Raw genomic sequence first — 22147 nt, forward strand, 5'->3', positions numbered from 1 at the left:
CGATCCATCAGACCCGTTGGCACGGGCCCAAAGCATTATTGCCCGAGATAACGCTCGACGAGCCGCGTCCAGAACGCAGCGCCAACCGGCAGGTTGAAATCGTTGAAGTCATAGTGCGGGTTGTGCACCATGCAGCCGTCTTCGCCGACGCCATTACCGATGCGCAGGAACGTGCCCGGCCGCTCCTGCAGCATGAACGCGAAGTCTTCGCTGCCCATCAGGATATCGGTCTGTGCGACGACCTTGTCATCGCCGACCAGTTCGCGCGCCACTTCGACCGCGAATTCCGTCTCCGCGTGCGAATTGACGACCACCGGATAGCCTTCGATATATTCCACGATCGCCTTGCCGCCATAGCTCGCGGCCTGGCCCTCGGCGAGTTCCCTGATGCGCTGTTTCAGCAGCGCGCGCACTTCCTCGCTGAACGAGCGCACGCTCAGTTCGAGTTTCGCCGTGCCCGGAATCACGTTGTTCGCGATGCCCGAGTGCATCGATCCCACTGTAACGACCGCCGGTTGCGACGGATCGACATTGCGCGCGACGATCGTCTGCAACGCCATGACGATGCTCGCCGCAATGACAATGGGATCGACCGTCAGATGCGGCCGCGCCGCGTGGCCGCCGACGCCTTCAATGGTAATGATCGCCTTGTCGCCGGCCGCCATGAACGCGCCCTTGCGGAACAGCAGCTTGCCCGGTTCGGCGCCCGGATGATTGTGCAGGCCGAACACGGCATCGCATGGAAAGCGCTCGAAAAGGCCATCTTCGATCATTTTCTTCGCGCCGCTATCGATGCCGGTCTCTTCCGCCGGCTGGAAGTACAGATGCACAGTGCCGGAAAAACGCCGCGTCGCGGCGAGATGCTGCGCGGCGCCCAGCAGCATCGTCGTGTGGCCGTCGTGGCCGCATGCGTGCATCTTGCCGTGCTCGGCGCTCGCATACGGCAGGCCGGTCTGCTCGACGATCGGCAATGCGTCCATATCAGCGCGAATGCCGATGCTGCGCGTGCCGTCGCCCAGTTTCATCGTACCGACCACGCCTGTCTTGCCGACTCCGCGCGTAACCTGCCAACCCCACGCTGCGAGCTTTTCAGCGACAAGCGCGGCGGTCGCGACTTCCTCGTAAGCGAGTTCGGGATGATGGTGAATGTGGTGGCGAATCTCGCGCAGGCTTTCGGCGGCGGGAACAAGATCATCTACTTCGGCAAAACGCGGTGCTACGGTCATCACTTACTCCGTCCATTCGAGCCAGGTCGCGCCGCGCAGGTTGCGGCAAATGGCGAGCATTATATCGACGCCGTTCAGGCTCGATGCCATGCCATTGATTGCCCTGCCCTGAAAGATCACCGCAGATTATCGACGCGACGCCGCCCGCCGCACGACTTCGACGAATGCATGGCCCGCGTCTTCGAGCGCGCCGGAGTTATCAATGACAGTCAGCGATACGCCTTCCGGTAACGTGAACGTGGCGCGCCGCGCAAGACGCGCGGCCACCTGCTCCGGCGTTTCGCGCGCCCGCGCGCCGAGCCGCGCTTCGAGAATATCGGGCGCCGCCTTCACATGCACAACGATCGCCCGCGGATAGCGAAGCAGCGCTTGCGCCAGATGCGCTCTCGAACCATTGACGACCACCGTGCAGCCGCGCGCAAGCCATGCGTCGAGCTCGATGCCGATGCCATAACGCAATGCATGGCTCGACCACTCGAGCGCGAAGAGACCCAGCGCCGAGCGCGCCTTGAATTCGTCGAGCGTCAGTGCGACGTGGTTTTCCCCCTCGCCCGCCGGACGCGTGATGTAACGATGCGCGAACACGACGGGCTCACCCGGTACTTTTTCGCGCGCAAAGCTGAGCAGCGAATCCTTGCCGGCGCCGGATGGTCCCATTACATAGATCAAATGGCCGCTCATTGTGTCTCCATCGAAGCAGTGCAAAACGCATGACACGGCCGACCGGGAAAAAGATGGCCGCTTCCGTCGGCTCATTCTAACGCGGGCGTCGTAACGTCCCGGCGCTAGAGGCGGCGCTCGAAAGCAGCCAGCAGGCCGCGGATCCGGCCAGCAAAGCCCGGCACGTGCACATCCGGCAGTGGAATCGTTGCCCGTTTCCGGCGGTACAAGGCGACGCAAAACCATGGAAGGCCCGGGTCCGGGCCTGCTTGGACCTGGCCCCAGTCCAGCCCCTCAAGCTGTCATCCACCTTTCACTCAACCCTTCAAAAGCGCTTTGCTCAGCGTCCACATTGGCGTCTAATGCGCATGTACGTTTGCTATCCGGTGTTTCACTAGCTACGCGGATTTTTTTTCTTGGTAAGCTTGGCCCGCGCTGCTGGCCCTGGCTGGCAGACGATAACCATGTCCGGCCGCAACTCGCGCCGGGCAGTGCCTCGCAGCGGCACAACCGATGCGGGGCAATTTGAACCACTCCGAGGAGTAAATAAGTGAAAAAACTGCTGGCGACTTTGACGATTGCCCTGCTTGCCACCGTCTCGATTACCGCACACGCTAAAGACTGGTCCACGATCCGCTTCGGCGTCGACGCCAGCTATGCCCCGTTCGAATCCAAGGGTCCGGACGGCAAACTGGTCGGCTTCGACATCGACCTCGGCAACGAAATCTGCGCGCGCCTGAAGGCAAAGTGCGTGTGGGTTGAAAACGACTTCGACGGCATGATCCCGGCCCTGAAGGCCAAGAAGTTCGACGGCGTGCTGTCGTCGATGTCGATGACGCCGCAACGCGCTGAGCAGATCGCCTTCTCGTCGAAGCTGTTCAACACGCCGACGCGCCTGATCGCCAAGAAGGGTTCGGGCATCATGCCGACGGCGGAATCGCTGAAGGGCAAGAACGTGGGCGTGGAGCAAGGCACGATCCAGGAAACCTACGCGAAGACTTACTGGGAAGCGAAGGGCGCGAAGGTTACGCCGTACCAGAACCAGGACCAGGTCTATGCCGACCTGCTGTCGGGCCGTCTGGACGCAGCCCTGCAAGATGCAGTTCAGGCTGACATCGGCTTCCTGAAGACGCCGCGCGGCGCTGGCTTTGAGTTCGTGGGCAAGGATCTGGACGATCCGAAGATCCTCGGCAACGGTGCTGGCATCGGCATGCGCAAGGAAGACACGGATCTGAAGGCCAAGGTCGACAAGGCCATCGCCGACATCATCAAGGACGGCACCTACAAGAAGCTCGAGAAGAAGTACTTCGACTTCGACGTGTACGGCGGCTGATCCGGGACGGCGCGTTTTCGGGCGCGCCATGCCAGGCTGATCAGGCTGACGAAACGGGCTCTGCGGTATGCGGAGCCCGTTTTGTTTTGGGCTTCGCTGTGCGCATCGTTCAGGGCGCCGGTCCCGGCAAAAACACCGCGCAACGACCGCTACGACCGGGTGGGAAACCCCGCCCGCGGGCCAGAATCGGCTAAGATCGAATCATTCGCAGCCTTTCGACCACGATGCGATCCACGTTTCGCATCGCCCGGACCCTGCACTTCATCCTCTTTGTTCATAGCTTTCATACCCTGCAACCAACCGAAAACGCCGCCGGCTTTGTGCTCGCAGCGTCTGAAGAACCATGCAAACCCAGACCCATCCGCTGATTTCCCCGACGCTCGGCACCGCGCGCAACCTGACGAGTTTTCACTACGGCGCCGGCGGTGGACAGAAAATTTATATCCAGTCGTCGCTGCATGCTGACGAACTGCCCGGCATGCTGGTTTCGCATGTCTTGAGCCAGAAGCTGGCCGCGCTCGAAGCGGCCGGCAAGGTGCGTGGCGAAGTCGTGCTCGTGCCGGTCGCCAATCCGATCGGGCTAAACCAGCACGTCCACAGCCATCTGGCGGGACGCTTCGAAGCGAACAGCGGCCAGAACTTCAACCGCAATTTCTACGATCTGGCCGGGCTCGTGCAGCCCGTCATCGAAGCGCGCCTGACCCGCGACATCGACGAAAACCGTCAGGCCATCCGCCGCGCGATGCGTGAAGGTCTCGACGCGCAGCAGCCGAAGAACGAACTGGAATCGCAGCGTCTTGCGCTGCAAAAGCTCTCGTACGACGCCGACGTCGTGCTCGATCTGCATTGCGACTGGGAAGCCGCGATGCACATCTACACCAACCCGGACATCTGGGCGGAAGTCGAACCGCTCGCGCGCTATCTGGATTCGAAGGCATCGCTGCTCGCGCTCAATTCGGTGGGCAACCCGTTCGACGAAATCCACAGCTTCGCCTGGTCGGATCTGCGCAGCCGTTACGGCGACCGCTTCCCGATTCCGAATGGCTCGGTTTCGGTGACGATCGAACTGCGCGGTCAACGCGATGTATCGTACGAACTCGCCGAGCACGACGCGCAGGCGATCGTCGAATATCTGACGCACCGTGGCGTGATCGAAGGCACGGCTGCCGACATGCCGCCGCTCGAATTCGCCGCGACGCCGCTCGCCGGCAACGAACCGATCATCGCGCCGATCACGGGTGTGGTGGTGTACCGGCCTGCGGTCACCGTCGGCGCGTGGCTCGATGCGGGCACGGAGATCGCCGATATCGTCGATCCGCTGACGGGCCAGGTCGCGACGCTGAAGAACGCGGTGGCCGGCGTGCTGTACGCGCGACATTCCGCGCGTTTTGCGACGGCCGGGCTGGAAGTGGCGCGCGTGGCCGGCGCGAAGGCGTATCGCACGGGTTCGCTGCTGTCGGCTTGAAGCGCTGACCTCGCAGGTTGCCGCTGCTGCAATGAAAATCGCCCGCTGATGCGGGCGATTTTTTTATGCCGGTGCGATCCGCTGCAGAGCGCTGCACATTGCGACGCCGCTTAGAACGCCGGCACAATCGCGCCCTTGAACTGCGTGTCGATGAACTTGCGCACATCGTCGGATTCGTACGCGGCCACGAGTTTCTTCACCCACGGCTTGTTGCGGTCCTGATCGCGCACGGCGATCAGGTTGGCGTATGGGCCTTTCAGGTCTTCGATGCCGATCGCGTCCTTCGTTGGCTGCAGGCCGGCCTTCACCGCGTAGTCGGTGTTGATCGACGCGGCGTCGAGGTCGTCGAGTGCGCGCGGCAATTGCGCGGCATCGAGTTCCACCAGCTTGATCTTCTTCGGATTTTCCGCGACATCGAGCGGCGTTGCGTTGACGCCGTTCACGCCGGCGCCCGCCTTCAGCTTGATGACGCCGTATTTCTGCAGCAGCAACAACGCGCGATTGCCGTTTGACGGATCGTTCTGGATGCCGACCTTCGCGCCTTCCGGCAGGTCCTTCAGCGATTTGTACTTCTTCGAGTAGAAGCCCATCGGCGACGTGTACGTCAGGCCGACATTGACGATCCTGTAGCCCCGCTGTCTGATCTGGCTGTCGAGAAACGGCTGGTGCTGCAAGCCGTTCGCGTCGAGATCGCCTGCGTCGAGCGCGGCGTTCGGCTGCACGTAATCGTTGAATTCGATCACCTTGACCGTCAGGCCGTCGCGCGCCGCGACCTTTGTCACGACCGACCAGATCTGCGCGTCGGGACCGCTCATCGTGCCGACCTTGAGAACCTTGTCGTCGGCGCGCGCGACTGTTGCTGCCAGCGTGACGCCGGCTGTGGCCAGCGCGGCGAGTGTCTTGATGAGTGTTCTGCGCTGCATACGTTCCCCGTTGAATCCATGAATGTTGGATGCGCATCGTCACACAACGCTCTCGCCGCGATAACCAATGATTTCTCATACACATATTCACGCAGGCGCGCGGAGCATAGGTGCGAGGCGCCTGCGCGATTTCGTCCTCCCCGTGACGCGGTTGTCGCGTGCGCGCGACACATTCCTATAAAAAACCGGGCTGTCATATTCACTTCCCGGCGTTCACTTACATTGCGGTCCATCGCATGACCAGCCATAGAGCGAGGCGTGGCGATCGCATCTTTTCTAATCGGAGAAACGTCTTGAACAAGAAAGTACTGACCACCGCTCTACTCGCAACATTCGCAGGAGCGGCACACGCGCAAAGCAGTGTCACGCTGTACGGGATCATCGACGCGGGTATCAGCTATGTGAACAACGCCAGGGTTGGCACCACGCACGACAAACTCTTTAAGTACGACGACGGCGTTGCCCAGGGCAGCCGTTGGGGCCTGCGCGGCACGGAAGATCTCGGTGGCGGCCTGAAGGCAGTCTTCGTGCTCGAAAACGGTTTTAACAGCGGCAACGGTACGGCCAGCCAGGGCGGCGCGATGTTCGGCCGTCAGGCATACGTCGGCCTGACGAAGGACGGCATCGGCTCGTTCACGCTGGGTCGTCAGTACACGTTCAACACCGATTATCTCGGCTCGCTCTATTCGACGGGCGGCCAGACGGTTGCGGGTAACTACGCTTACCACATCAATGATATCGACCAGCTGACGTCGAGCCGTATCAACAACGCCGTCAAGTTCAGCAGCGCGAATTTCGCGGGCTTCACGTTCGGCGCGTTGTATGGCTTCTCGAACGCAGCGGGCGCATTTGCGGGCTCGCCTGGCACGGTGGCGGCACCGACCAGCGGTTCGTCGCGCGCTTATAGCTTTGGCGCAAACTACGCGATGGGTCCGTTCGGCCTCGGCGCGGCTTACACCGACATCCACTATCCGAGCCAGGCTGTGCCGGCATTTTCGACGTCGCTCGCCAACGTCACGCCGCCGGCCGTCGGTGGCGCTTCGATCCGTGACCTGCGCTCGTACGGCGTAGGCGGCCGCTACGTCATCGGACCGGCTACGATGTGGGCGTTGTACACGAACACGCGTCTCGAAGCCATCACGGGCTCGGCGACGACGTTCGCAGCGTATGAAGTCGGCGCGAAGTACGCCGTGACGCCGGCGCTGACGGGTGGCCTCGGCTACACGTACATGCACCTGTCGAACGCCAACACGGGCCACTGGAACCAGGTCGATGCAAGCGTCGACTACGCACTGAGCAAGCGTACCGACGTGTACCTGCTCGGCATCTACCAGCAGGCGTCGGGCCACAACGGCACGCAGGACCTGCAGGCACAGATCGGTTCGAGCACCAGCTACTTCGGCCCGTCGGGCCCGGGCGCGGACAATCAGGTCGCAGTGCGCGTGGGTCTGCGCGCCAAGTTCTGATCGTAGTGGCGTGATTCGCCGGTGGGGCTCAAAAGCCCCACCGAACGAAGCAAAAAAATGCCGTTCAGTGTTCAGCTGAACGGCATTTTTGTTTGCGGCATTTGCTGCCGGGCTGCTTCGAGCGGAGCGACTGGAAAGCGAAACGAAGATTGAACCCTCGCGCTTACGACGCCCGCCTCAACACGCGCACCGGCCGGCATTGCCTCTACGCGGCTTTTTGCCTCCGTTTGCACACCTTGCACCTACCCCACCGCCGCTTCTGTTACTCTGCGGCCTTTCCCCCGCCTGACTTCGAATCGATGGAAATTCCTTTCAATGAGCGCGGCGTGTCAGTCACGCGCAATTCGCTTTCGGCCTCCGGCCAGGTCTTCTCCTTGCGCGAGATCCAGAATGTGCGCGTCGTCACCGTGCAGAAAAACAGGATCGTGCCGGTCGTGATTTCGCTCGCGGGCCTGGTCGGCGCGATCGTCGGTGGCGTCCTCGGTTCCCCGGCGGGACTCGTATGTGGCGTGATGCTGATCGTCGTCGGCGCGCTGTCGTGGCTCACGCAGGACGTCACGCATCGCCTGATCGTCGAAACGCACGACGGCGAGCGCGAAGTGCTGTCCAGTGTCGAGAAGGACTTCGTCGTGCACGTCGAGCAGACTGTGCGTCAGGCAAAGGCTGCCCAGCAACACGCCGCGGCAGCAGCAGGCGCGGCCGCGCAAGCCAGGCCGCAGGCATAACGCCTGTCACGCTGCAGCGAACGCGCTGCGGCTGCGTCGCGTGCCGTGCCTGGTCGTGCCCCCTCGTGCCTCCTCGTGCCGTTAACACAAAATTAACCCCGCACGCACGAGCTTTATCACGGGCTTTAGACCCGCATCGATACAGTGGTCGCGTATCAACAACGCGCGCCGGCACGCCACTGCCGGTGACCATCGATGCTTCAGTCCACTGTTTCTGCCGCCGTTCCCATCCGGCGCACCGCGCGCACCTTGCGCGCGACGCGTCGCACACACGAGGTCGTCTCGCTCGTCACGATCGATATCACCGTGCCCGGCACCGCCTCGGCGGAAAGCCGGCGCGCGCTGCACGCCGCCCTCGGCGACGACCTGCGCCTCTATGTGATGACCATCGACCGCTCGAACGAGCGCGTCACCTTCCGCGCAGAAATCACCTCGCGCACGCTCGACGATGTCATCTGCGCGCTGACCGCCTCGCTTGACCAGGCGACGCTCGGACGCGCGATGTCGACCGTGCTGCGTCGGCCGCGACAGAACTGATCCGCGGCCTTGACACATTGTTTCAAGTGCGCGCGGCCAGCCGCGTACAGTGAGCGCCCCGTCATTCCGCGCTCACTGCGAAACAGGTGCACATGCTCAAGTCTTTCCTGCGCGGCCGGCTGGCCGTTGTTCTTCTGTCGACATGCGTCGTGGCCGGCGCCCTGAGCAGCTGCTCGACCCCGATCACCACACCGACGCCGCCTCCGCCTGCCGCCAGCCTCCTCAACGGCGGGCAGGACGGCGTGCTGATTCCGCTGCATGTCGAGCGCAGCGATCAGGGGCAGTCGCGTCTCGGTTTGCCGGTGCAGGTCGACGGCAAGGCGGTCTACATGATGCTCGACACCGGCACGCAGGGTGTGCGCGTGCTCTCGTCGGTCCTGCCGCGGTCGGACTATCCGTCCGTGGGTGGCAGAACGTTGACGACGTTTGCGAACGGCGCGCAGGTGTCCGGGCCGCTTGTCAAACTGCCGGTTGGCCTGGTCGGTGGCAAGGCATTCGACGTGACGGCGCAATCCGTCGACGATGTCCGCTGCCAGCCAGGCGCCAAACGTTGCGTCGCCATGGACGGCTATACCGGTGAATTCGGCTGGGCATTTTCGGGCATCGTCGGTGTTGGCGCGGAACAGCCTGACGACACGTGCTGCACGCAGCCGCTGCGGGCGCTGCCCGGCAACATCGGACTGCGCTACCTCGTGCACGCGAACCTCGCGCGGCCCTATCTCGTGCTGAGTCCGTCGAAGGCCGTGAGCAGCGAATTCGCGATGTTTCCGATGACTGCCGGCAACGATGGCGCACGCCCATGGCCGACCGGTTGCGTGCAGGTCGCCGACAAAATGCGCTTCTGCGCACCTGTCGTATTCTCAACGGGCGGCGTGGGCATGATCCGCATCGAAACGGACACGACACCCAACTGGCTCGACGACGATGACGAAGGAAAGGTGCTCAAACAGGGCAACTTCGATACGGCGTTGGGCGTCGGTTCGTGGGTCCATCGCTTCGACGCCGCGCAGGTCACGATCGCGAAGACAAAGCGCGGACGCAACCGTATCGTGATCGGCCTGATGGCGATGCAGCACATCGACGTGCTGTTCGATTTCGCGCGCGGCCAGGTCGGCCTGCGCGCGACGAAGCCGACGGAAGCGCTCGGCGGCTGAGTCACCAGACCCGAAAAGATGCGGCGAGGCCAGAACAAAACCCAGCCTCGCCGCATCTTGAAGCACCCGCGCCCAACGCAGGGATCAGCTCATCTCCAGCGGCTTCACATGCCAGATGCCATGCGCGTACTCCGTGATCGTGCGATCCGACGAGAACTGTCCCATGCCGGCGACGTTTTCGATTGCGCTTTCGGTCCACGCGCGCGTGTCGCGGAAGCGTTCATCGACAGCCTGCTGCGCCTCCGCAAACGCGACGAAATCGGCCAGCACCATGTAGTGATCGCCCCAGTCGACGAGCGTGTGGAAGATGTCCGAGAAGCGCAACGGATCTTCCGGCGAAAAGAAGCCGGTACGAATCTGGTCGAGCGCGGTATGCAGTTCGGGGTTCTCTTCATACAGCTGTCGCGGGCGATACCCTTTCGCCCGCAGATCATCGACCTCGTCCGCGGTGTGACCGAAGATGAAAATATTCTCGCGCCCTACCGCATCGCAGATTTCGATGTTCGCGCCGTCCATCGTGCCGATGGTCAGCGCACCGTTCAGCGCGAGCTTCATGTTGCCGGTGCCCGATGCTTCCGTGCCCGCCATCGAAATCTGTTCGGACAGGTCAGCCGCCGGAATGATGAGTTCGGCGACGCTCACCCCATAGTTCGGCACGAACACCACCTTCAGCCGGTCGCCGATCACGGGGTCGCTGTTCACCTTCGCGCCGACATCGTTGATCAGCTTGATGATCGTCTTCGCCATCCGGTACGCCGACGCCGACTTGCCCGCGAACATCACGACGCGCGGCACCCAGTCACGCTCAGGATGCGCGCGAATCTGGTTATAGCGGACGATCACATGCAGCACGTTCAGCAACTGCCGCTTGTACTCGTGAATACGTTTGACCTGCAGATCGAAGAGCGCTTCCGGATCGATCGACACACCCGTAGCGTGCGAGAGCCGATGCGCGAGCCGCAACTTGTTCTGCCGCTTCGCCTCATGGAACGCGGCCACAAACGCGTCGTCGTTACGCAGTTCGCGCAGCTTCGCGAGTTCGAAGAGATCGCGCCGCCAGTGCGTGCCAATCTGCTGATCGATCAGCGACGACATCGACGGGCTCGCCTGCGCGAGCCAGCGCCGCGGCGTAACCCCGTTCGTCACATTCGTGAAGCGCTCAGGGAACATATGCGCGAAGTCGGCAAAGATGTGCTTTGTCATCAGTTGCGAATGCAACTTCGATACGCCATTCACCTTTTGACTCGCGACAATCGCCAGATGCGCCATGCGCACACGCCGCTGTCCGTATTCATCGACGAGTGAAATACGGCGGATCATTTCCGCGTCGTGGCCAGACTTCTCGCTGACGTGCTTCAAAAACTCCGCATTGATCTCGAAGATGATTTCGAGGTGTCGCGGCAACAGACGCGCGAGCATTTCGACATCCCACGTTTCGAGCGCTTCCGGCATCAACGTGTGGTTCGTGTACGAGAACATCTGCTCGATGTGTTTCCACGCCTTGTCCCACGGCACGTGATGCACGTCGACGAGCAGACGCATCAGTTCCGGAATCGCCAGCACGGGGTGCGTATCGTTCAGATGCACCGCGACCTTTTCCGCGAAACGCCCGAACGTGCTGTGCGTGCGTTGATATCGACGGATCAGATCCTGCATCGTGGCCGACACGAAAAAGTACTCCTGCCGCAGACGCAATTCGCGACCTGCGGGCGTCGAATCATCCGGATACAGCAGGCGTGAGACGTTTTCCGATGTCTCTTTCGCTTCGACTGCACGCCGGTAATCGCCGCGATTGAATGCAGAAAGATCGAGTTCCTCGGTGGCGCGCGCGGACCACAGGCGCAGCGTGTTCGTCGCGCTCGTCGCATAGCCCGGGATCACCGTGTCGTATGCCATCGCGTTGACGTGCTCGGTATCGATCCACTCGATATGGCCGTCGCGCTGCACCGTGCGTCCGCCGAAGTGCACCATATACTGCACTTCCGGCCGCGGAAATTCCCATGGATTGCCGGCGCGCAGCCAGTAATCCGGCGTCTCGACCTGCTCGCCATCGACGATCTGCTGACGGAACATCCCGTATTCGTAACGGATGCCGTAACCGAAACCTGGGATACCCAGCGTCGCCATCGAATCGAGAAAACACGCGGCCAGCCGGCCGAGGCCGCCGTTGCCGAGCGCTGCATCGGGCTCGAGATCGGTCAGCGCTTCCATGTCGACGCCGAGATCGTGCAACGCTTCCTTCACCTGGTCGTAGATGCCGAGCGCGAGCAGCGCGTTCGTAAACGTGCGGCCGATCAGGAATTCCATCGACAGGTAGTAGACGCGTTTCACGTCCTGTTCGTACTGAAGACGCGTGGTCCTCATCCAGCGCGCGACGAGACGGTCGCGCACGGCGAGTGCCGCCGCGTGCAGCCAGTCCTGCGGGCGCGCCGTCACGGCGTCCTTGCCGACGCCGTACATCAGGCGGTTGGAGATGGAGCGCCGTAGCGCGTCGACGGTACTGTTGAGCTGGTCGAATTCCAGATCCACGGTTGTCATCGAAGCCTCCGGGTTGTGCCTGTGTGGCGCGCTCCGGCCGCGCGGTCGGCGGGCGGAATGGCGCGTGCCGGTCAGGCGGTTAAATTAGCAGAGTAGGACATTTGCGGCTTCGCGTCATTGGCAGCGCCAATCGGGCGACCCGCATAAACCTTCTCTCGAATGAACCGATGTAGCCCGTTTCCGCACGAATCCAGTGCATCCGGCGCGATGGGCTGCACCCGGTGCACTAACATGAAATGGCGCACACACAGCGCCGAAGGCCGCCAGCGACGCGCACGCGATCGTCACAGCCGGGTCCACGGAGAAAGCGCCATGAACGTACAGACAATGCTCGGCATGTTCCATGCCCAGGAGCTTTTCCTGGTCTCAGTGGTGCGCTCGATGCCGCCCGACGCGCGGCGCAGGATCGCGGACGAATTCCAGACGCAGGTCGAGCTTGCAGAGGCGCCGCATCTGGCCTCATCCCACGATCGCGACACCACAGAGGCATTCAAGGCGCATATCCGCAAGCTGTCGATCCTGCTGGCTTCGCTTTCCTGAGACGCACGCGCGCGTGGATGTGGCAGGCTCGCGGCAGCCCTTCTGCTGGCGTTGGCATCATTGTGCGTCCGGTTTATGTCACCCGCGCACGTGCTTGTGGGCACGCGCCGGGCTTGACCGTTAGTTGCGTTATGTGCGTATGACCGAAGCTGTGTCTGTAAGAGCTTTCAATCGCCTTCCTCCCTGCGAGGCCGCCAGCAGGAATCCGGCTCGTCTGTAACAATTGCTGAATTAGCGTGCGTCGACCTCCTTGAGGCGACGCACAGCCTTGTGATTGCCCTCAGCAACCCCTAACGAGCCAGCCTTTGTCCGACCCATCCACCTTGCCGGGCCATCTGCGTCGCGACGACGCGCCCATGTCGCCCACCGATCGCCGCGCAATGGCCGCGATCATGCTCGCCGTCGCGCTCGCGACGCTCGATACCGCCATCGCCAACACCGCCCTGCCCGCCATCGCCGCCGATCTGCACGCCGCGCCGGCCGCGTCCGTGTGGATCATCAACGCCTACCAGCTCGCGATGGTCGCGACGCTGCTGCCGCTCGCCGCACTCGGCGACATCCTCGGACATCGGCGCATCTATATCGGCGGGATCGTTGTGTTCACCATCGCCTCGCTCGCGTGCTCGGTCGTCTCGACGCTGCCGATGCTGACCGCCGCGCGCGTGCTGCAGGGGCTTGGCGCGAGCGCGATCATGAGCGTCAACACCGCGTTGATCCGCTATCTGTTCCCGCCGCATCGGCTTGGACGCGGCCTCGGCGTAAATGCGCTGATCGTCGGCGTATCGTTCGCCGTCGGGCCGACGGTGGCTTCGCTGATCCTGTCGGTCGCATCGTGGCCGTGGCTCTTCGCGATCAACGTGCCGCTCGGCGTCGTCGCGCTGACGTTCGCGCTGCCCGCCCTCCCGCATACGACGCGCGGCACGCATCAGTTCGATCCCATCGCCGCGTTGCTCAACGTGATCACGTTCGCGGCGCTGATCTTCGCGCTCGGCGAAGCGGCGCAGCGCGCGCCGCTGCGCACCGTGCTGACGGCGGCGGCCATCGCCCTCCTGTTCGGATTGCTGCTGATGCGCCGCGAGTCGGGTCATCCCGCGCCGATGCTGCCCGTCGATCTGTTCAGACGTCCGGTGTTTGCGCTATCGGCCGTGACCGCGGTGTGTTCGTTCGCGGCGCAAGGGCTCGCGTTCGTGTCCCTGCCGTTCTACTTCGAAGATGTGCTGCATCGCAGCCAGGTTGAAACGGGGTTTCTGATGACGCCGTGGCCGGTCGTCGTGGCACTCGCTGCGCCCATCGCCGGACGGCTGTCGGACCGCTATCCGCCCGGTTTGCTCGGCGCGATCGGCCTCGCGATACTGAGTGCGGGGATGGCCTCGCTCGCGTTGCTGCCGCCGTATCCGCATGTCATCGACATCGCGATACGGATGGCCGTGTGCGGAGCGGGCTTCGGCTTCTTCCAGTCGCCGAACCTGAAGGCATTGATGGCGAGCGCGCCGCCCGAGCGCAGCGGCGGCGCGAGCGGCATCATCGCGACCGCGCGTCTGCTCGGCCAGACGACCGGCGCGGCGCTGGTTGCGTTGAGCTTTGGCATTGCGGGCCGTCATGGGCCGACGCTCGCGCTGAGCACTGGAGCGGTGTTCGCCGGCGCCGCTGCCGTCGTCAGCGGACTGCGACTGCTGGCACCGTCGCATCGTGCGAGCGGCTACGTCGAAACGGCTACAAAGTGAAAGAGAAAGTGAAAGAAAAACGGCGACCGGCTGGGAAGGCGGGTCGCCGTGATCGACATGGGTTGGGCGCCGGTCAGTCCGTCAACTGATCGCCGGCTCAATGGGCGACCCGCAACGGCTCAGCAACCGGTCAACGCGCCCAACAACGCTCAACGCGCAAAATAACCCTTCACTGCAGCAAGAAACGTATCGATATCCGCACGCGAGACGTCCATATGCGTCACAAATCGCGACGCATACAGCATCTGCGTGAGAATGCCCCGCTCCTTGAGCCACGCTTCCAGCGGCGCGCAGTCTTCCTGCGGAAACTGCGCGAACACCATGTTGGTCGCCACCGACTGCACCTTCACCTGATCGATCTGCCCGAGCCCGGCGGCGAGATGCGCAGCGTTCGCGTGATCGTCGGCGAGACGCTCGACGTTGTGATCGAGCGCATACAGGCACGCTGCCGCCAGCACGCCCGACTGCCGCATACCGCCGCCCAGCACCTTGCGCCAGCGATGCGCGCTATCGAGCAGCGCCTTGCTGCCCACCAGCACCGAGCCGACCGGCGCGCCCAGTCCCTTCGAAAAGCAGATCGACACGGAATCGAACGGCTCGCACAGCGCCTCGATCGACTGCCCGGAACCGACCGCCGCATTGCAGACGCGCGCGCCGTCCAGATGCGTTGCGAGCCCGCGCTGACGCACGAACGCGACCGCTTCGGCCACGTAACCCGCCGGCAGCACCTTGCCGCCGATCGTGTTTTCGAGCGCGAAGAGACGCGTGCGCGCGAAGTGATCGTCGATCGGCTTGATGGCGGCGGCGACCTTGTCGAGCGGCAACGTGCCATCGGCGGCATTTTCGAGCGGTTGCGGCTGGATGCTGCCCAGCACGGCCGCGCCGCCGCCTTCGTATTTGTACGTGTGCGCAAGCTGGCCGACGATGTATTCGTCGCCGCGCGCGCAATGCGCCATCAACGCGGCGAGATTGCTTTGCGTGCCGCTCGGGAAGAAGAGTCCGGCTTCCTTGCCGGTGCGTTCGGCGACCGTCGCCTGCAGCCGCAGGACGGTCGGGTCGTCGCCCCAGACATCGTCGCCCACTTCGGCCGACGTCATGGCGGCCAGCATCGCCGCTGTGGGACGCGTGACGGTATCGCTGCGCAAATCGATCATGTGTATGTCCTGTACAGGCTGTCGGAGCCGTGCGGCGCGGTGAAGGTTCGCGGCGCCCCGGCGGATGGACCCGATAGTGTATGCAAATATGTTGAGAACCGCACGAACGCCGAGTGTCGCTCGATCACGTGGGCGAATCAGCCGCCCGGCTTCGGCAGCAAACTCAATGGATCGACCGGCTTGCCGCCGCTGCGCACCTCGAACTGCATCGAGCCGGAGCCGTTCGCGTCGGCGCCCATCTCGGCGATTGTCTGCCCCTGCGTGACCGCGTCGCCTTCCTTCACGAGCAACGCGCGGTTGTGGCCATACGCGGTGATGATCGTCGCGTCGTGCTTGATGATGATGAGCGGCCCGTACGCCTCCATGCCGGTGCCGGCGTAGACCACGCGCCCGGCCGCCGACGCCTTGACCGGGTCCCCGGGCTTGCCGCCGATCACGATGCCTTTTCTTGCTGCATTGAACGTCGACAGGATCGGGCCGCGCACGGGCCACATCAGCCGGACTGTCGATGCCTCCGCCGCGAGCGCGCCGCCAGCCGGCGGCACGACACCGCCCGGACCCGTCACGACCGCGGACGGCGGCGCGACGCGCAGGATCTGCCCCGCCGTGACCGGCGCGCCCGGTGCCAGGTGGTTCCAGCTCGCGACATCGTCCGCGCGCTGACCGAACGCGGTTGCCACCGACAGCAGCGAATCGCCGGGATTCACGCGGTAGTAACCCGCGGGCACGCCGCCTGAGGACTGCTGGTACGACTGGAGAGGCGGGCTCGGGCGCGTCGCGTCGGTCCATGGGACGATCGTGCATGCGCCCACCGATATCGCCACGCCTGTGACAAGCACAACCTGCGCCGTTCTGAGCGGCCATGCTGGTGTCATCGTTCGTCCTCGCTCCTGTTGCACTGCGTCAGACGCTGCCCCCGGTTTCGATCACCAGAATGCGCGCCTCACCGATCGGATAAGCGACATGCTCTGTACCCATAGACGCGTAAAACACATCGCCAGTTTCCAGAATGGCCGATTGCTCGTCGCCTTCGATGCGATATCGCATCTCCACCCGGCCATCGAGCACGGCGAACACTTCCTCGCCGTCGTTGACGTGCCATTGATACGGCTGGTCGGTCCAGTGAAGGCGGATCGTGATGCCGCGCATGCTCGCAATGTCGAGCGCGCCCCACGGGCGGCTGGCTGTGAAGTTCCTGCTGCGGATGATTTTCATGGTCGTGCCGTGGGTTCCGTGTTCGCGGCGCGATCAGGCCACAATCAGGTCAATCATGCCAATCACGCGCGATCTCGTGCATGGACCCGGCCGGCCTATGCGTGCCGGGTCGGATGCATGAAGAGGAATATGCTGCCCGGGAGAAGGTGCCGGACCATTATATGACCCGTCAACCCCGTGCAGGCCGCCGGGGGCCCGTGCTGGCAGCTTTTGAATCGGAATCGGCGGTCCGGAGGCTGCATTGATTACCCCCGGCGCTGGCCTATACTGCCCTTTGCTGCCGCGACGCACCGCGGGTGAGCCGATTGCCGATTACCGCGATGTCCTGTCCGCGAGGAGTTCGAGGATGAACAAAGCCACATTTCTGGCCCTGCAGCTCAACGTCGAGGATGTCGCGACGTCGCCTGGGCTGGCGGAGTTGCTGAATACGCACCTCGTCTTTGCCACCGATGTCGCCGAGGCCGCCGACGCCCTTGTCCAGCTGGCCAGCATCGCCCGCCTGTCGAGCGGCGTGGAGGCGACCGTGGAACTGCCCGCGGTCGCGATCGAGCGATTACGTGAGGCGCTCGACACCTTGAGCGGCTACGACGAAACCTGGCTGCTCGCGCTGGAGCCCAGCCGCGAACTTTTCGACGATATTGGCCGCCGTCATCGCACGCTGCACTGAACCATAAAAGAAAACGCTGACCGGAGCGATCCGGTCAGCGTTTTTTATTGCAATCCAGCTTAATTGCCGAAGAAAACCGACAGCGGACCCGGCTTTTCAGCGCGTGCACCGACTTGCGACGAACCGTTCGTCGCTGCGCCGTAGCTGGTGTTCACCGGCGTGCCGTTCTGCGCCGCGATGCGGGCTTCGGCTGCCTCAATGTGAACAGGATAGCTGTTACGGTCGTCGAGCGGGCTGTAGCCGGCCTTCTGGAGTTGCACGAGTTCTTCGCGGACCTGAGCGCGCGTAACCGGTTCGTTCGACTGGGCAAACGACACAACGGGCGCGGCGAGGACGGCTGCAACAACGGCTGCCTTGATCAGTGCTTTCATGGTGACTACCTCCGGACATGTACCTGGATCGCTTCGGGACCGTGTCCTTCAGCGTATGGGTGCAAGTCTAGAGAAGTCGGCCCATAGGGAAAACCACTAATCCAGGTAATATCTATTTCCGTAATCGCAACAATCCCGACGCTCAAATGCCGCTTGTCGAGGGCACTCACAGGCATTCCAGCAACAGTTCACGCGGCACAGATAGCGGGCCCGAAGGCACCGCCACTGCGCCGGTAGCAAACGCTACTCGATGACGCTCAGGACCAGTTCGCGTGGAAGCTGCCTGGCTTGTCGACGCGCTCGAACGTATGCGCGCCAAAAAAGTCACGCTGCGACTGCACGAGATTCGCGGGCAGGCGCTCCGAACGATATCCGTCGAAGTACGCGATCGCCGAGGCGAACGCCGGCACCGCCACCCCCGCCTGCACCGCTGCGACGACCACATCGCGCAACGCGCCCTGATACTTCGTGGCGATATCGTTGAAGTACGGATCGAGCAGCAGGTTCGCGATCGTCTTTTCTTTCGAATAGGCGTCGGTAATCTTCTGCAGGAAGCGGGCGCGGATGATACAGCCGGCGCGGAAAATCTTCGCAATCGTGCCGTAGTCGAGATCCCACTTGTATTCGTCCGACGCCGCGCGCAGTTGCGCAAAACCCTGCGCGTACGAAATCACCTTGCTGAAGTACAGCGCACGCCGCACCGATTCGATGAAGGCCGCCCGATCGCCGCTGAACGCCTTTTTCTCCGGCCCGGTGATGACCTTGCTCGCCGCCACGCGCTGATCTTTCAGCGACGACAGCACGCGCGCGAACACGGCTTCGGTGATGAGCGGCAACGGCGCGCCGAGATCGAGCGCGTTCTGGCTCGTCCACTTGCCGGTGCCCTTCTGCGCGGCGCGATCGAGAATCACGTCGACGAGATCCTTGCCGGTTTCGTCGTCTTTCTTGCCGAAAATCTTCGACGTGATTTCGATCAGGTAGCTGTCGAGTTCACCTTCGTTCCATTCGGTGTAGACCTTGCCAAGCTCCTCGTTCGACAGGCCGAGCACCTGCTTCAGCACCCAGTAGCTTTCGGCGATCAGCTGCATGTCGCCGTATTCGATGCCGTTGTGCACCATCTTCACGAAGTGGCCCGCACCGTCCGCGCCCATGTACGCAACGCACGGCTCGCCGTCCGGCGCCTTCGCGGCGATTTCGGTGAGAATCGGTGCAACCAGATCGTACGCATCGCGCTGTCCGCCTGGCATGATCGACGGGCCTTTCAATGCGCCTTCTTCACCGCCTGACACGCCCGTGCCGATGAAATGCAGGCCCGCTTTCGCGAGTTCCTGGTTACGGCGGATCGTATCGGTGAAATGCGTATTGCCGCCGTCGATCAGAATGTCGCCCTTTTCCAGCAGCGGCTTGAGCGATGCGATGGTGGCATCGGTCGGCGCGCCGGCTTTGACCATCATCAGAATGCGGCGCGGCTTTTCCAGCGAGTCGACGAATTCTTCCAGCGTGTAAGCCGGCACGAGCTTGCGATCCGGATATTCGTTGATCAGCTCGTCAGTTTTTTCGCGGGTCCGGTTGAAGACGGAAACCGCGTGACCGCGGCTCTCGATGTTGAGCGCCAGATTGCGGCCCATGACCGCCAGCCCCACCACGCCGATTGCCTGCTTGCCCATGATGTGAATTCTCCAGATTCCAGAAAGACGGGATGCCGCGACGGATTGCTGCCCGCGCGGCGTCGAGGGTGAAAGGATAAAAGAAATGGCCGGATGCCGCTTGTCTGCGACACATACGGCGCAAGTTAGCGCTTGCGGAACACGAGACTGAAGTTGTTCGCGGGCATCGCTACCGGTTCTTCCCCTTCGAACGCCGCCGCAGCGGCCAGTTCCACGACGGCTTCCATGTCGCGCACGCCCCACTCGGGATTGCGGCTCCTCAACTGCTGATCGAAGGCTTCATTGCTGTCAGCCGTATGCGCGCCGTTGCGGCGGTACGGTCCGTAGAGAAAGATCACACCGCCGCGCTCCAGTATGCGCCCGGCGCCGGAAAAGAGCGCCTCGGTCGCGGCCCACGGCGAAATGTGGACCATATTGATGCAGACGATTGCGTTCGCGGCTTCGATGCCCCATGGCGTACGACGCACATCGAGCGCGAGCGGCGCGCGTACGTTCGCGAGACCCGCATGCGCCGTCCACGCAGCAATCGAAGCGCGCGCGTCAACGTCAGGATCGCTCGGCTGCCATGTGAGTCCGGGAAGCGCCGCCGCGAAATGCGTCACATGCTGGCCGGTGCCGCTCGCGATCTCGAGCACGGTGCCCGTTTGCGGCAACGCGTGTTGCAGCACGGCAAGGATCGGCTCGCAATTGCGTTCCGCGGAAGGCGAGCGCTGTCGCAGGTTCGGATTCGGTGTGTTCATCATTTCGGTAAAAGGGCGTGCGCGGGTTATGCGCCGGGTCGTGCGCCGGCTTTTGTCGCGAGCTTCGCTGCAAGTGCCGTCAAGGCGTCGGCGCAGGGCGCGGCTACTTTCAGCGCGAGCAGCGGATCGGCGCGCGTTTTGCCAAGATTGATCGCAGCAACGGGTTTGCCCGCTTTCCCGGCCCACACGCAGAAGCGATAACCGGAATAAACCATCAGCGACGAACCCACGACCAGCACGGCATCCGCGGCTTCAAGCGCACGCCCGGCCGACTCGACGCGTTCGCGCGGCACGTTCTCGCCGAAAAACACCACCGAGGGTTTCAGCAGACCGCCGCAGGTTGGGCACGGCGGAACGCGGAATGTATCCAGATCGTGCCATTCGAGATGCGCGTCGCCATCGGCGGCGGGTTCCGCGCTGGCTTCGAGCAGCGCCGGGTTCTCTGCTTCGAGCGTGTGCTGGATGGCGGCGCGCGCATGTTGTGCGCCGCAGTCCAGACACGTCACGCCGCCGATACTGCCGTGCAGTTCGATCACGTCCGTGCTGCCCGCGCGTTGATGCAAGCCGTCGACGTTCTGCGTCACGAGCGTTTCAACGTGACCGGCGGCTTCCAGCTGGGCGAGCGCGCGATGCGCCGCGTTCGGCGCGGCATCGGCGACCACCGGCCAGCCGATCATGCTGCGTGCCCAATAGCGTTTGCGGGAATGCTCGGCGCCGAGAAATTCCTGCAGCGTGATTGGTGGCGAGCGCTTCCACTCGCCGTTTTCGTCGCGATAGCCAGGAATGCCGGAATCGATACTGATGCCCGCGCCGGTCAGCACGAAAAGCCGCGGATAACGCCGCACGAAATCATGCAATGCAGACAGCGCTTGCGGTTCGATTGCGGAGGTGCCGCTGGCGGAAGTGCCGCTGGCGGCGGTCGCGGGTAACTGGGGTTGGTTCATGAACGGGGACGGCTGGGCTTTTTTTCGTGAGCACCACGGGAGCCACGCGTGCGATGGCGCGCTTCCCATGCGGCGAGCGCGACCCGATAGCGCTCGAGCTCGTCTGCGTAAAGATCGAAAATGCACGGGTCGCAACCGCTGCCGCAACAATCCTCGAGCTCCGGCTGCCTGGGCGGCACCGGCATCGGGTCGTCCTCGGTCGACGCTTCGGGCACGACGGTATCCGGATGATGACTGGGATCAAACAGTATAGGGGGAACCCGCCCGGCGCGCTGCCGGCCGCCGCGAAAGCGGCCGGGTGAATGTGCCTAACCGCGTCCGACGTACGGCATCTTGCTCGCCATGATTGTCATGAACTGGACATTCGCGGACAACGGCAGATCGGCCATATGCAGCACGGCATCAGCAACGAGGCCGACGTCCATCAAAGGTTCGACCGCCGTTTCGCCATTCGCCTGCGGTACACCGCGCGCCATCCGTGCGGCCATTTCCGTCGCGGCGTTGCCGATGTCGATCTGGCCGCAGACGATGTCGTGACGGCGGCCATCGAGCGAGACGGATTTCGTGAGGCCGGTGATCGCGTGCTTGGTCGCCGTGTAGGCAATGCTCCACGGACGCGGCGCGTGCGCCGAGATCGAGCCGTTGTTGATGATGCGTCCGCCACGCGGCGACTGCGTCTTCATCATGCCGAACGCCGCGCGCGTGCAAAGGAAAACGCCTGTCAGATTCGTGTCGACCACCGAGCGCCAGTCGTCGATACTGATTTCGTCGATGTCGACGGGCGGCGCATTGCGGCCCGCGTTATTGAACAGCACGTCGAGCCGGCCATAGCGCGCGCGAATCGCGTCGAAAAGCGCCGCCACGCTGGCTTCATCCGTGACATCGCACGCGACGGCCAGCGCGTCCTCGCCGCGTTGCGCCGCCGCTGCCGCGATGTCGTCGAGCGGCGCCTGCCGGCGGCCCGCCAGCACGACGCGATAGCCGCGCTCCAGCAGCCGCTCCGCCGTCGCGCGGCCGATACCGCTGCCCGCGCCCGTGATCAATGCGACCTTACCCTGCTTCGTGTCCGTACTCACAACGTTTCTCCCCATGTTTGCG

22 protein-coding genes are annotated in these 22147 nt (G+C 63.4%); 9 read left to right on the plus strand and 13 right to left on the minus strand.

Going from position 1 to position 22147, the window contains the following annotated elements; genetic code table 11:
- Positions 1–35: 35 nt before the first annotated feature.
- Together P3T21_RS23680 and phnN are read right to left on the minus strand one after the other, a co-directional pair.
- On the minus strand, positions 36–1226 hold the full coding sequence (locus tag P3T21_RS23680) for a M20 aminoacylase family protein (RefSeq protein WP_429258384.1): 1191 nt from the start codon (positions 1224–1226) through the stop codon (positions 36–38).
- Between the two features lie 126 nt (positions 1227–1352).
- A complete protein-coding gene (gene phnN, locus P3T21_RS23685; protein WP_429258385.1) occupies positions 1353–1907 on the minus strand; it encodes a phosphonate metabolism protein/1,5-bisphosphokinase (PRPP-forming) PhnN in 555 nt (184 codons plus the stop codon).
- 529 nt (positions 1908–2436) lie between these two features.
- Between phnN and P3T21_RS23690 the strand changes: the two genes are divergently transcribed.
- Both P3T21_RS23690 and P3T21_RS23695 read left to right on the plus strand, forming a co-directional pair.
- Positions 2437–3219 (plus strand): ABC transporter substrate-binding protein, encoded by a 783-nt coding sequence (locus P3T21_RS23690; RefSeq protein WP_429258386.1) that lies wholly within the window; start codon positions 2437–2439, stop codon positions 3217–3219.
- A 343-nt stretch (positions 3220–3562) separates the two neighbouring features.
- Positions 3563–4684 (plus strand): succinylglutamate desuccinylase/aspartoacylase family protein, encoded by a 1122-nt coding sequence (locus tag P3T21_RS23695; protein ID WP_429258387.1) that lies wholly within the window; start codon positions 3563–3565, stop codon positions 4682–4684.
- A gap of 110 nt (positions 4685–4794) precedes the next feature.
- On the opposite strand, the gene P3T21_RS23700 is transcribed toward P3T21_RS23695, so the two are convergent.
- The gene (locus P3T21_RS23700; RefSeq protein ID WP_429258388.1) at positions 4795–5607 is read right to left on the minus strand and encodes a MetQ/NlpA family ABC transporter substrate-binding protein; all 813 of its coding nucleotides are present in this window, start codon (positions 5605–5607) and stop codon (positions 4795–4797) included.
- 293 nt (positions 5608–5900) lie between these two features.
- Here P3T21_RS23700 and P3T21_RS23705 point away from each other — a divergent pair, with 293 nt between their 5' ends.
- From P3T21_RS23705 to P3T21_RS23720, 4 genes are all read left to right on the plus strand, one after another.
- A complete protein-coding gene (locus P3T21_RS23705; RefSeq protein WP_429258389.1) occupies positions 5901–7073 on the plus strand; it encodes a porin in 1173 nt (390 codons plus the stop codon).
- Positions 7074–7372: 299 nt separating this feature from the next.
- Positions 7373–7798 carry a DUF6232 family protein gene (locus tag P3T21_RS23710; protein ID WP_429258390.1) on the plus strand — a complete coding sequence of 142 codons (426 nt, stop codon included), beginning with the start codon at positions 7373–7375 and terminating at the stop codon, positions 7796–7798.
- A 195-nt stretch (positions 7799–7993) separates the two neighbouring features.
- Positions 7994–8335, plus strand: coding sequence for a hypothetical protein (locus P3T21_RS23715; RefSeq protein WP_429258391.1), 342 nt, complete (start codon positions 7994–7996; stop codon positions 8333–8335).
- 92 nt (positions 8336–8427) lie between these two features.
- Positions 8428–9489: a hypothetical protein gene (locus P3T21_RS23720; RefSeq protein WP_429258392.1), complete on the plus strand. Its 1062-nt coding sequence runs from the start codon at positions 8428–8430 to the stop codon at positions 9487–9489.
- An 84-nt stretch (positions 9490–9573) separates the two neighbouring features.
- Here P3T21_RS23720 and P3T21_RS23725 read toward each other — a convergent pair whose 3' ends face one another.
- A complete protein-coding gene (locus P3T21_RS23725) occupies positions 9574–12027 on the minus strand; it encodes a glycogen/starch/alpha-glucan phosphorylase (protein ID WP_429258393.1) in 2454 nt (817 codons plus the stop codon).
- A 312-nt stretch (positions 12028–12339) separates the two neighbouring features.
- Between P3T21_RS23725 and P3T21_RS23730 the strand changes: the two genes are divergently transcribed.
- On the plus strand, positions 12340–12567 hold the full coding sequence (locus tag P3T21_RS23730) for a hypothetical protein (protein WP_429258394.1): 228 nt from the start codon (positions 12340–12342) through the stop codon (positions 12565–12567).
- 356 nt (positions 12568–12923) lie between these two features.
- Positions 12924–14291, plus strand: a complete 1368-nt coding sequence (locus P3T21_RS23735) for an MFS transporter (protein ID WP_429258507.1) — start codon at positions 12924–12926, stop codon at positions 14289–14291.
- Between the two features lie 149 nt (positions 14292–14440).
- Here P3T21_RS23735 and ltaE read toward each other — a convergent pair whose 3' ends face one another.
- From ltaE to P3T21_RS23750, 3 genes are all read right to left on the minus strand, one after another.
- Positions 14441–15445 (minus strand): low-specificity L-threonine aldolase, encoded by a 1005-nt coding sequence (gene ltaE / locus P3T21_RS23740; protein ID WP_429258395.1) that lies wholly within the window; start codon positions 15443–15445, stop codon positions 14441–14443.
- A gap of 137 nt (positions 15446–15582) precedes the next feature.
- A complete protein-coding gene (locus P3T21_RS23745) occupies positions 15583–16320 on the minus strand; it encodes a peptidoglycan DD-metalloendopeptidase family protein (RefSeq protein WP_429258396.1) in 738 nt (245 codons plus the stop codon).
- A gap of 28 nt (positions 16321–16348) precedes the next feature.
- Entirely contained in the window at positions 16349–16660 is a 312-nt protein-coding gene (locus tag P3T21_RS23750) for a cupin domain-containing protein (RefSeq protein WP_429258397.1), read from the minus strand.
- A 346-nt stretch (positions 16661–17006) separates the two neighbouring features.
- On the opposite strand from P3T21_RS23750, the gene P3T21_RS23755 reads away from it, so the two are divergent.
- Positions 17007–17327: a hypothetical protein gene (locus P3T21_RS23755; protein WP_429258398.1), complete on the plus strand. Its 321-nt coding sequence runs from the start codon at positions 17007–17009 to the stop codon at positions 17325–17327.
- A gap of 59 nt (positions 17328–17386) precedes the next feature.
- Here the strand turns inward: P3T21_RS23755 and P3T21_RS23760 are convergent, their stop codons facing one another.
- The 6 genes from P3T21_RS23760 to P3T21_RS23785 all read right to left on the minus strand — a co-directional run bounded on the left by P3T21_RS23760 (position 17387) and on the right by P3T21_RS23785 (position 22125).
- Positions 17387–17698, minus strand: a complete 312-nt coding sequence (locus P3T21_RS23760; protein WP_429258399.1) for a DUF4148 domain-containing protein — start codon at positions 17696–17698, stop codon at positions 17387–17389.
- A gap of 257 nt (positions 17699–17955) precedes the next feature.
- Positions 17956–19365: an NADP-dependent phosphogluconate dehydrogenase gene (gndA, locus tag P3T21_RS23765; RefSeq protein ID WP_429258400.1), complete on the minus strand. Its 1410-nt coding sequence runs from the start codon at positions 19363–19365 to the stop codon at positions 17956–17958.
- A gap of 125 nt (positions 19366–19490) precedes the next feature.
- Entirely contained in the window at positions 19491–20105 is a 615-nt protein-coding gene (locus P3T21_RS23770; protein ID WP_429258401.1) for a DUF938 domain-containing protein, read from the minus strand.
- A 26-nt stretch (positions 20106–20131) separates the two neighbouring features.
- Positions 20132–21049 carry an NAD-dependent protein deacetylase gene (locus P3T21_RS23775; RefSeq protein ID WP_429258402.1) on the minus strand — a complete coding sequence of 306 codons (918 nt, stop codon included), beginning with the start codon at positions 21047–21049 and terminating at the stop codon, positions 20132–20134.
- Entirely contained in the window at positions 21046–21234 is a 189-nt protein-coding gene (locus P3T21_RS23780; RefSeq protein ID WP_429258508.1) for an oxidoreductase-like domain-containing protein, read from the minus strand. Before P3T21_RS23780 ends, P3T21_RS23775 begins: the two co-directional genes overlap by 4 nt.
- A gap of 123 nt (positions 21235–21357) precedes the next feature.
- A complete protein-coding gene (locus P3T21_RS23785) occupies positions 21358–22125 on the minus strand; it encodes an SDR family oxidoreductase (RefSeq protein ID WP_429258403.1) in 768 nt (255 codons plus the stop codon).
- Positions 22126–22147 lie beyond the last annotated feature (22 nt).

Source organism: Paraburkholderia sp. GAS334 (genome assembly GCF_050436625.1).
Lineage (GTDB): Bacteria > Pseudomonadota > Gammaproteobacteria > Burkholderiales > Burkholderiaceae > Paraburkholderia.

Excerpts from the sequence above, each read along its gene's own strand:
- P3T21_RS23775 (WP_429258402.1), bottom strand. The coding sequence starts at position 21,049 with ATGAACCAACCCCAGTTACCCGCGACCGCCGCCAGCGGCACTTCCGCC.
- ltaE (WP_429258395.1), bottom strand. The coding sequence starts at position 15,445 with ATGATCGATTTGCGCAGCGATACCGTCACGCGTCCCACAGCGGCGATG.
- P3T21_RS23780 (WP_429258508.1), bottom strand. The coding sequence starts at position 21,234 with ATGCCGGTGCCGCCCAGGCAGCCGGAGCTCGAGGATTGTTGCGGCAGC.
- P3T21_RS23710 (WP_429258390.1), top strand. The coding sequence starts at position 7,373 with ATGGAAATTCCTTTCAATGAGCGCGGCGTGTCAGTCACGCGCAATTCG.
- P3T21_RS23720 (WP_429258392.1), top strand. The coding sequence starts at position 8,428 with ATGCTCAAGTCTTTCCTGCGCGGCCGGCTGGCCGTTGTTCTTCTGTCG.
- P3T21_RS23735 (WP_429258507.1), top strand. The coding sequence starts at position 12,924 with ATGTCGCCCACCGATCGCCGCGCAATGGCCGCGATCATGCTCGCCGTC.
- P3T21_RS23770 (WP_429258401.1), bottom strand. The coding sequence starts at position 20,105 with ATGAACACACCGAATCCGAACCTGCGACAGCGCTCGCCTTCCGCGGAA.
- gndA (WP_429258400.1), bottom strand. The coding sequence starts at position 19,365 with ATGGGCAAGCAGGCAATCGGCGTGGTGGGGCTGGCGGTCATGGGCCGC.
- phnN (WP_429258385.1), bottom strand. The coding sequence starts at position 1,907 with ATGAGCGGCCATTTGATCTATGTAATGGGACCATCCGGCGCCGGCAAG.
- P3T21_RS23755 (WP_429258398.1), top strand. The coding sequence starts at position 17,007 with ATGAACAAAGCCACATTTCTGGCCCTGCAGCTCAACGTCGAGGATGTC.
- P3T21_RS23680 (WP_429258384.1), bottom strand. The coding sequence starts at position 1,226 with ATGACCGTAGCACCGCGTTTTGCCGAAGTAGATGATCTTGTTCCCGCC.
- P3T21_RS23715 (WP_429258391.1), top strand. The coding sequence starts at position 7,994 with ATGCTTCAGTCCACTGTTTCTGCCGCCGTTCCCATCCGGCGCACCGCG.
- P3T21_RS23695 (WP_429258387.1), top strand. The coding sequence starts at position 3,563 with ATGCAAACCCAGACCCATCCGCTGATTTCCCCGACGCTCGGCACCGCG.
- P3T21_RS23730 (WP_429258394.1), top strand. The coding sequence starts at position 12,340 with ATGAACGTACAGACAATGCTCGGCATGTTCCATGCCCAGGAGCTTTTC.
- P3T21_RS23750 (WP_429258397.1), bottom strand. The coding sequence starts at position 16,660 with ATGAAAATCATCCGCAGCAGGAACTTCACAGCCAGCCGCCCGTGGGGC.
- P3T21_RS23700 (WP_429258388.1), bottom strand. The coding sequence starts at position 5,607 with ATGCAGCGCAGAACACTCATCAAGACACTCGCCGCGCTGGCCACAGCC.
- P3T21_RS23760 (WP_429258399.1), bottom strand. The coding sequence starts at position 17,698 with ATGAAAGCACTGATCAAGGCAGCCGTTGTTGCAGCCGTCCTCGCCGCG.
- P3T21_RS23725 (WP_429258393.1), bottom strand. The coding sequence starts at position 12,027 with ATGACAACCGTGGATCTGGAATTCGACCAGCTCAACAGTACCGTCGAC.
- P3T21_RS23745 (WP_429258396.1), bottom strand. The coding sequence starts at position 16,320 with ATGACACCAGCATGGCCGCTCAGAACGGCGCAGGTTGTGCTTGTCACA.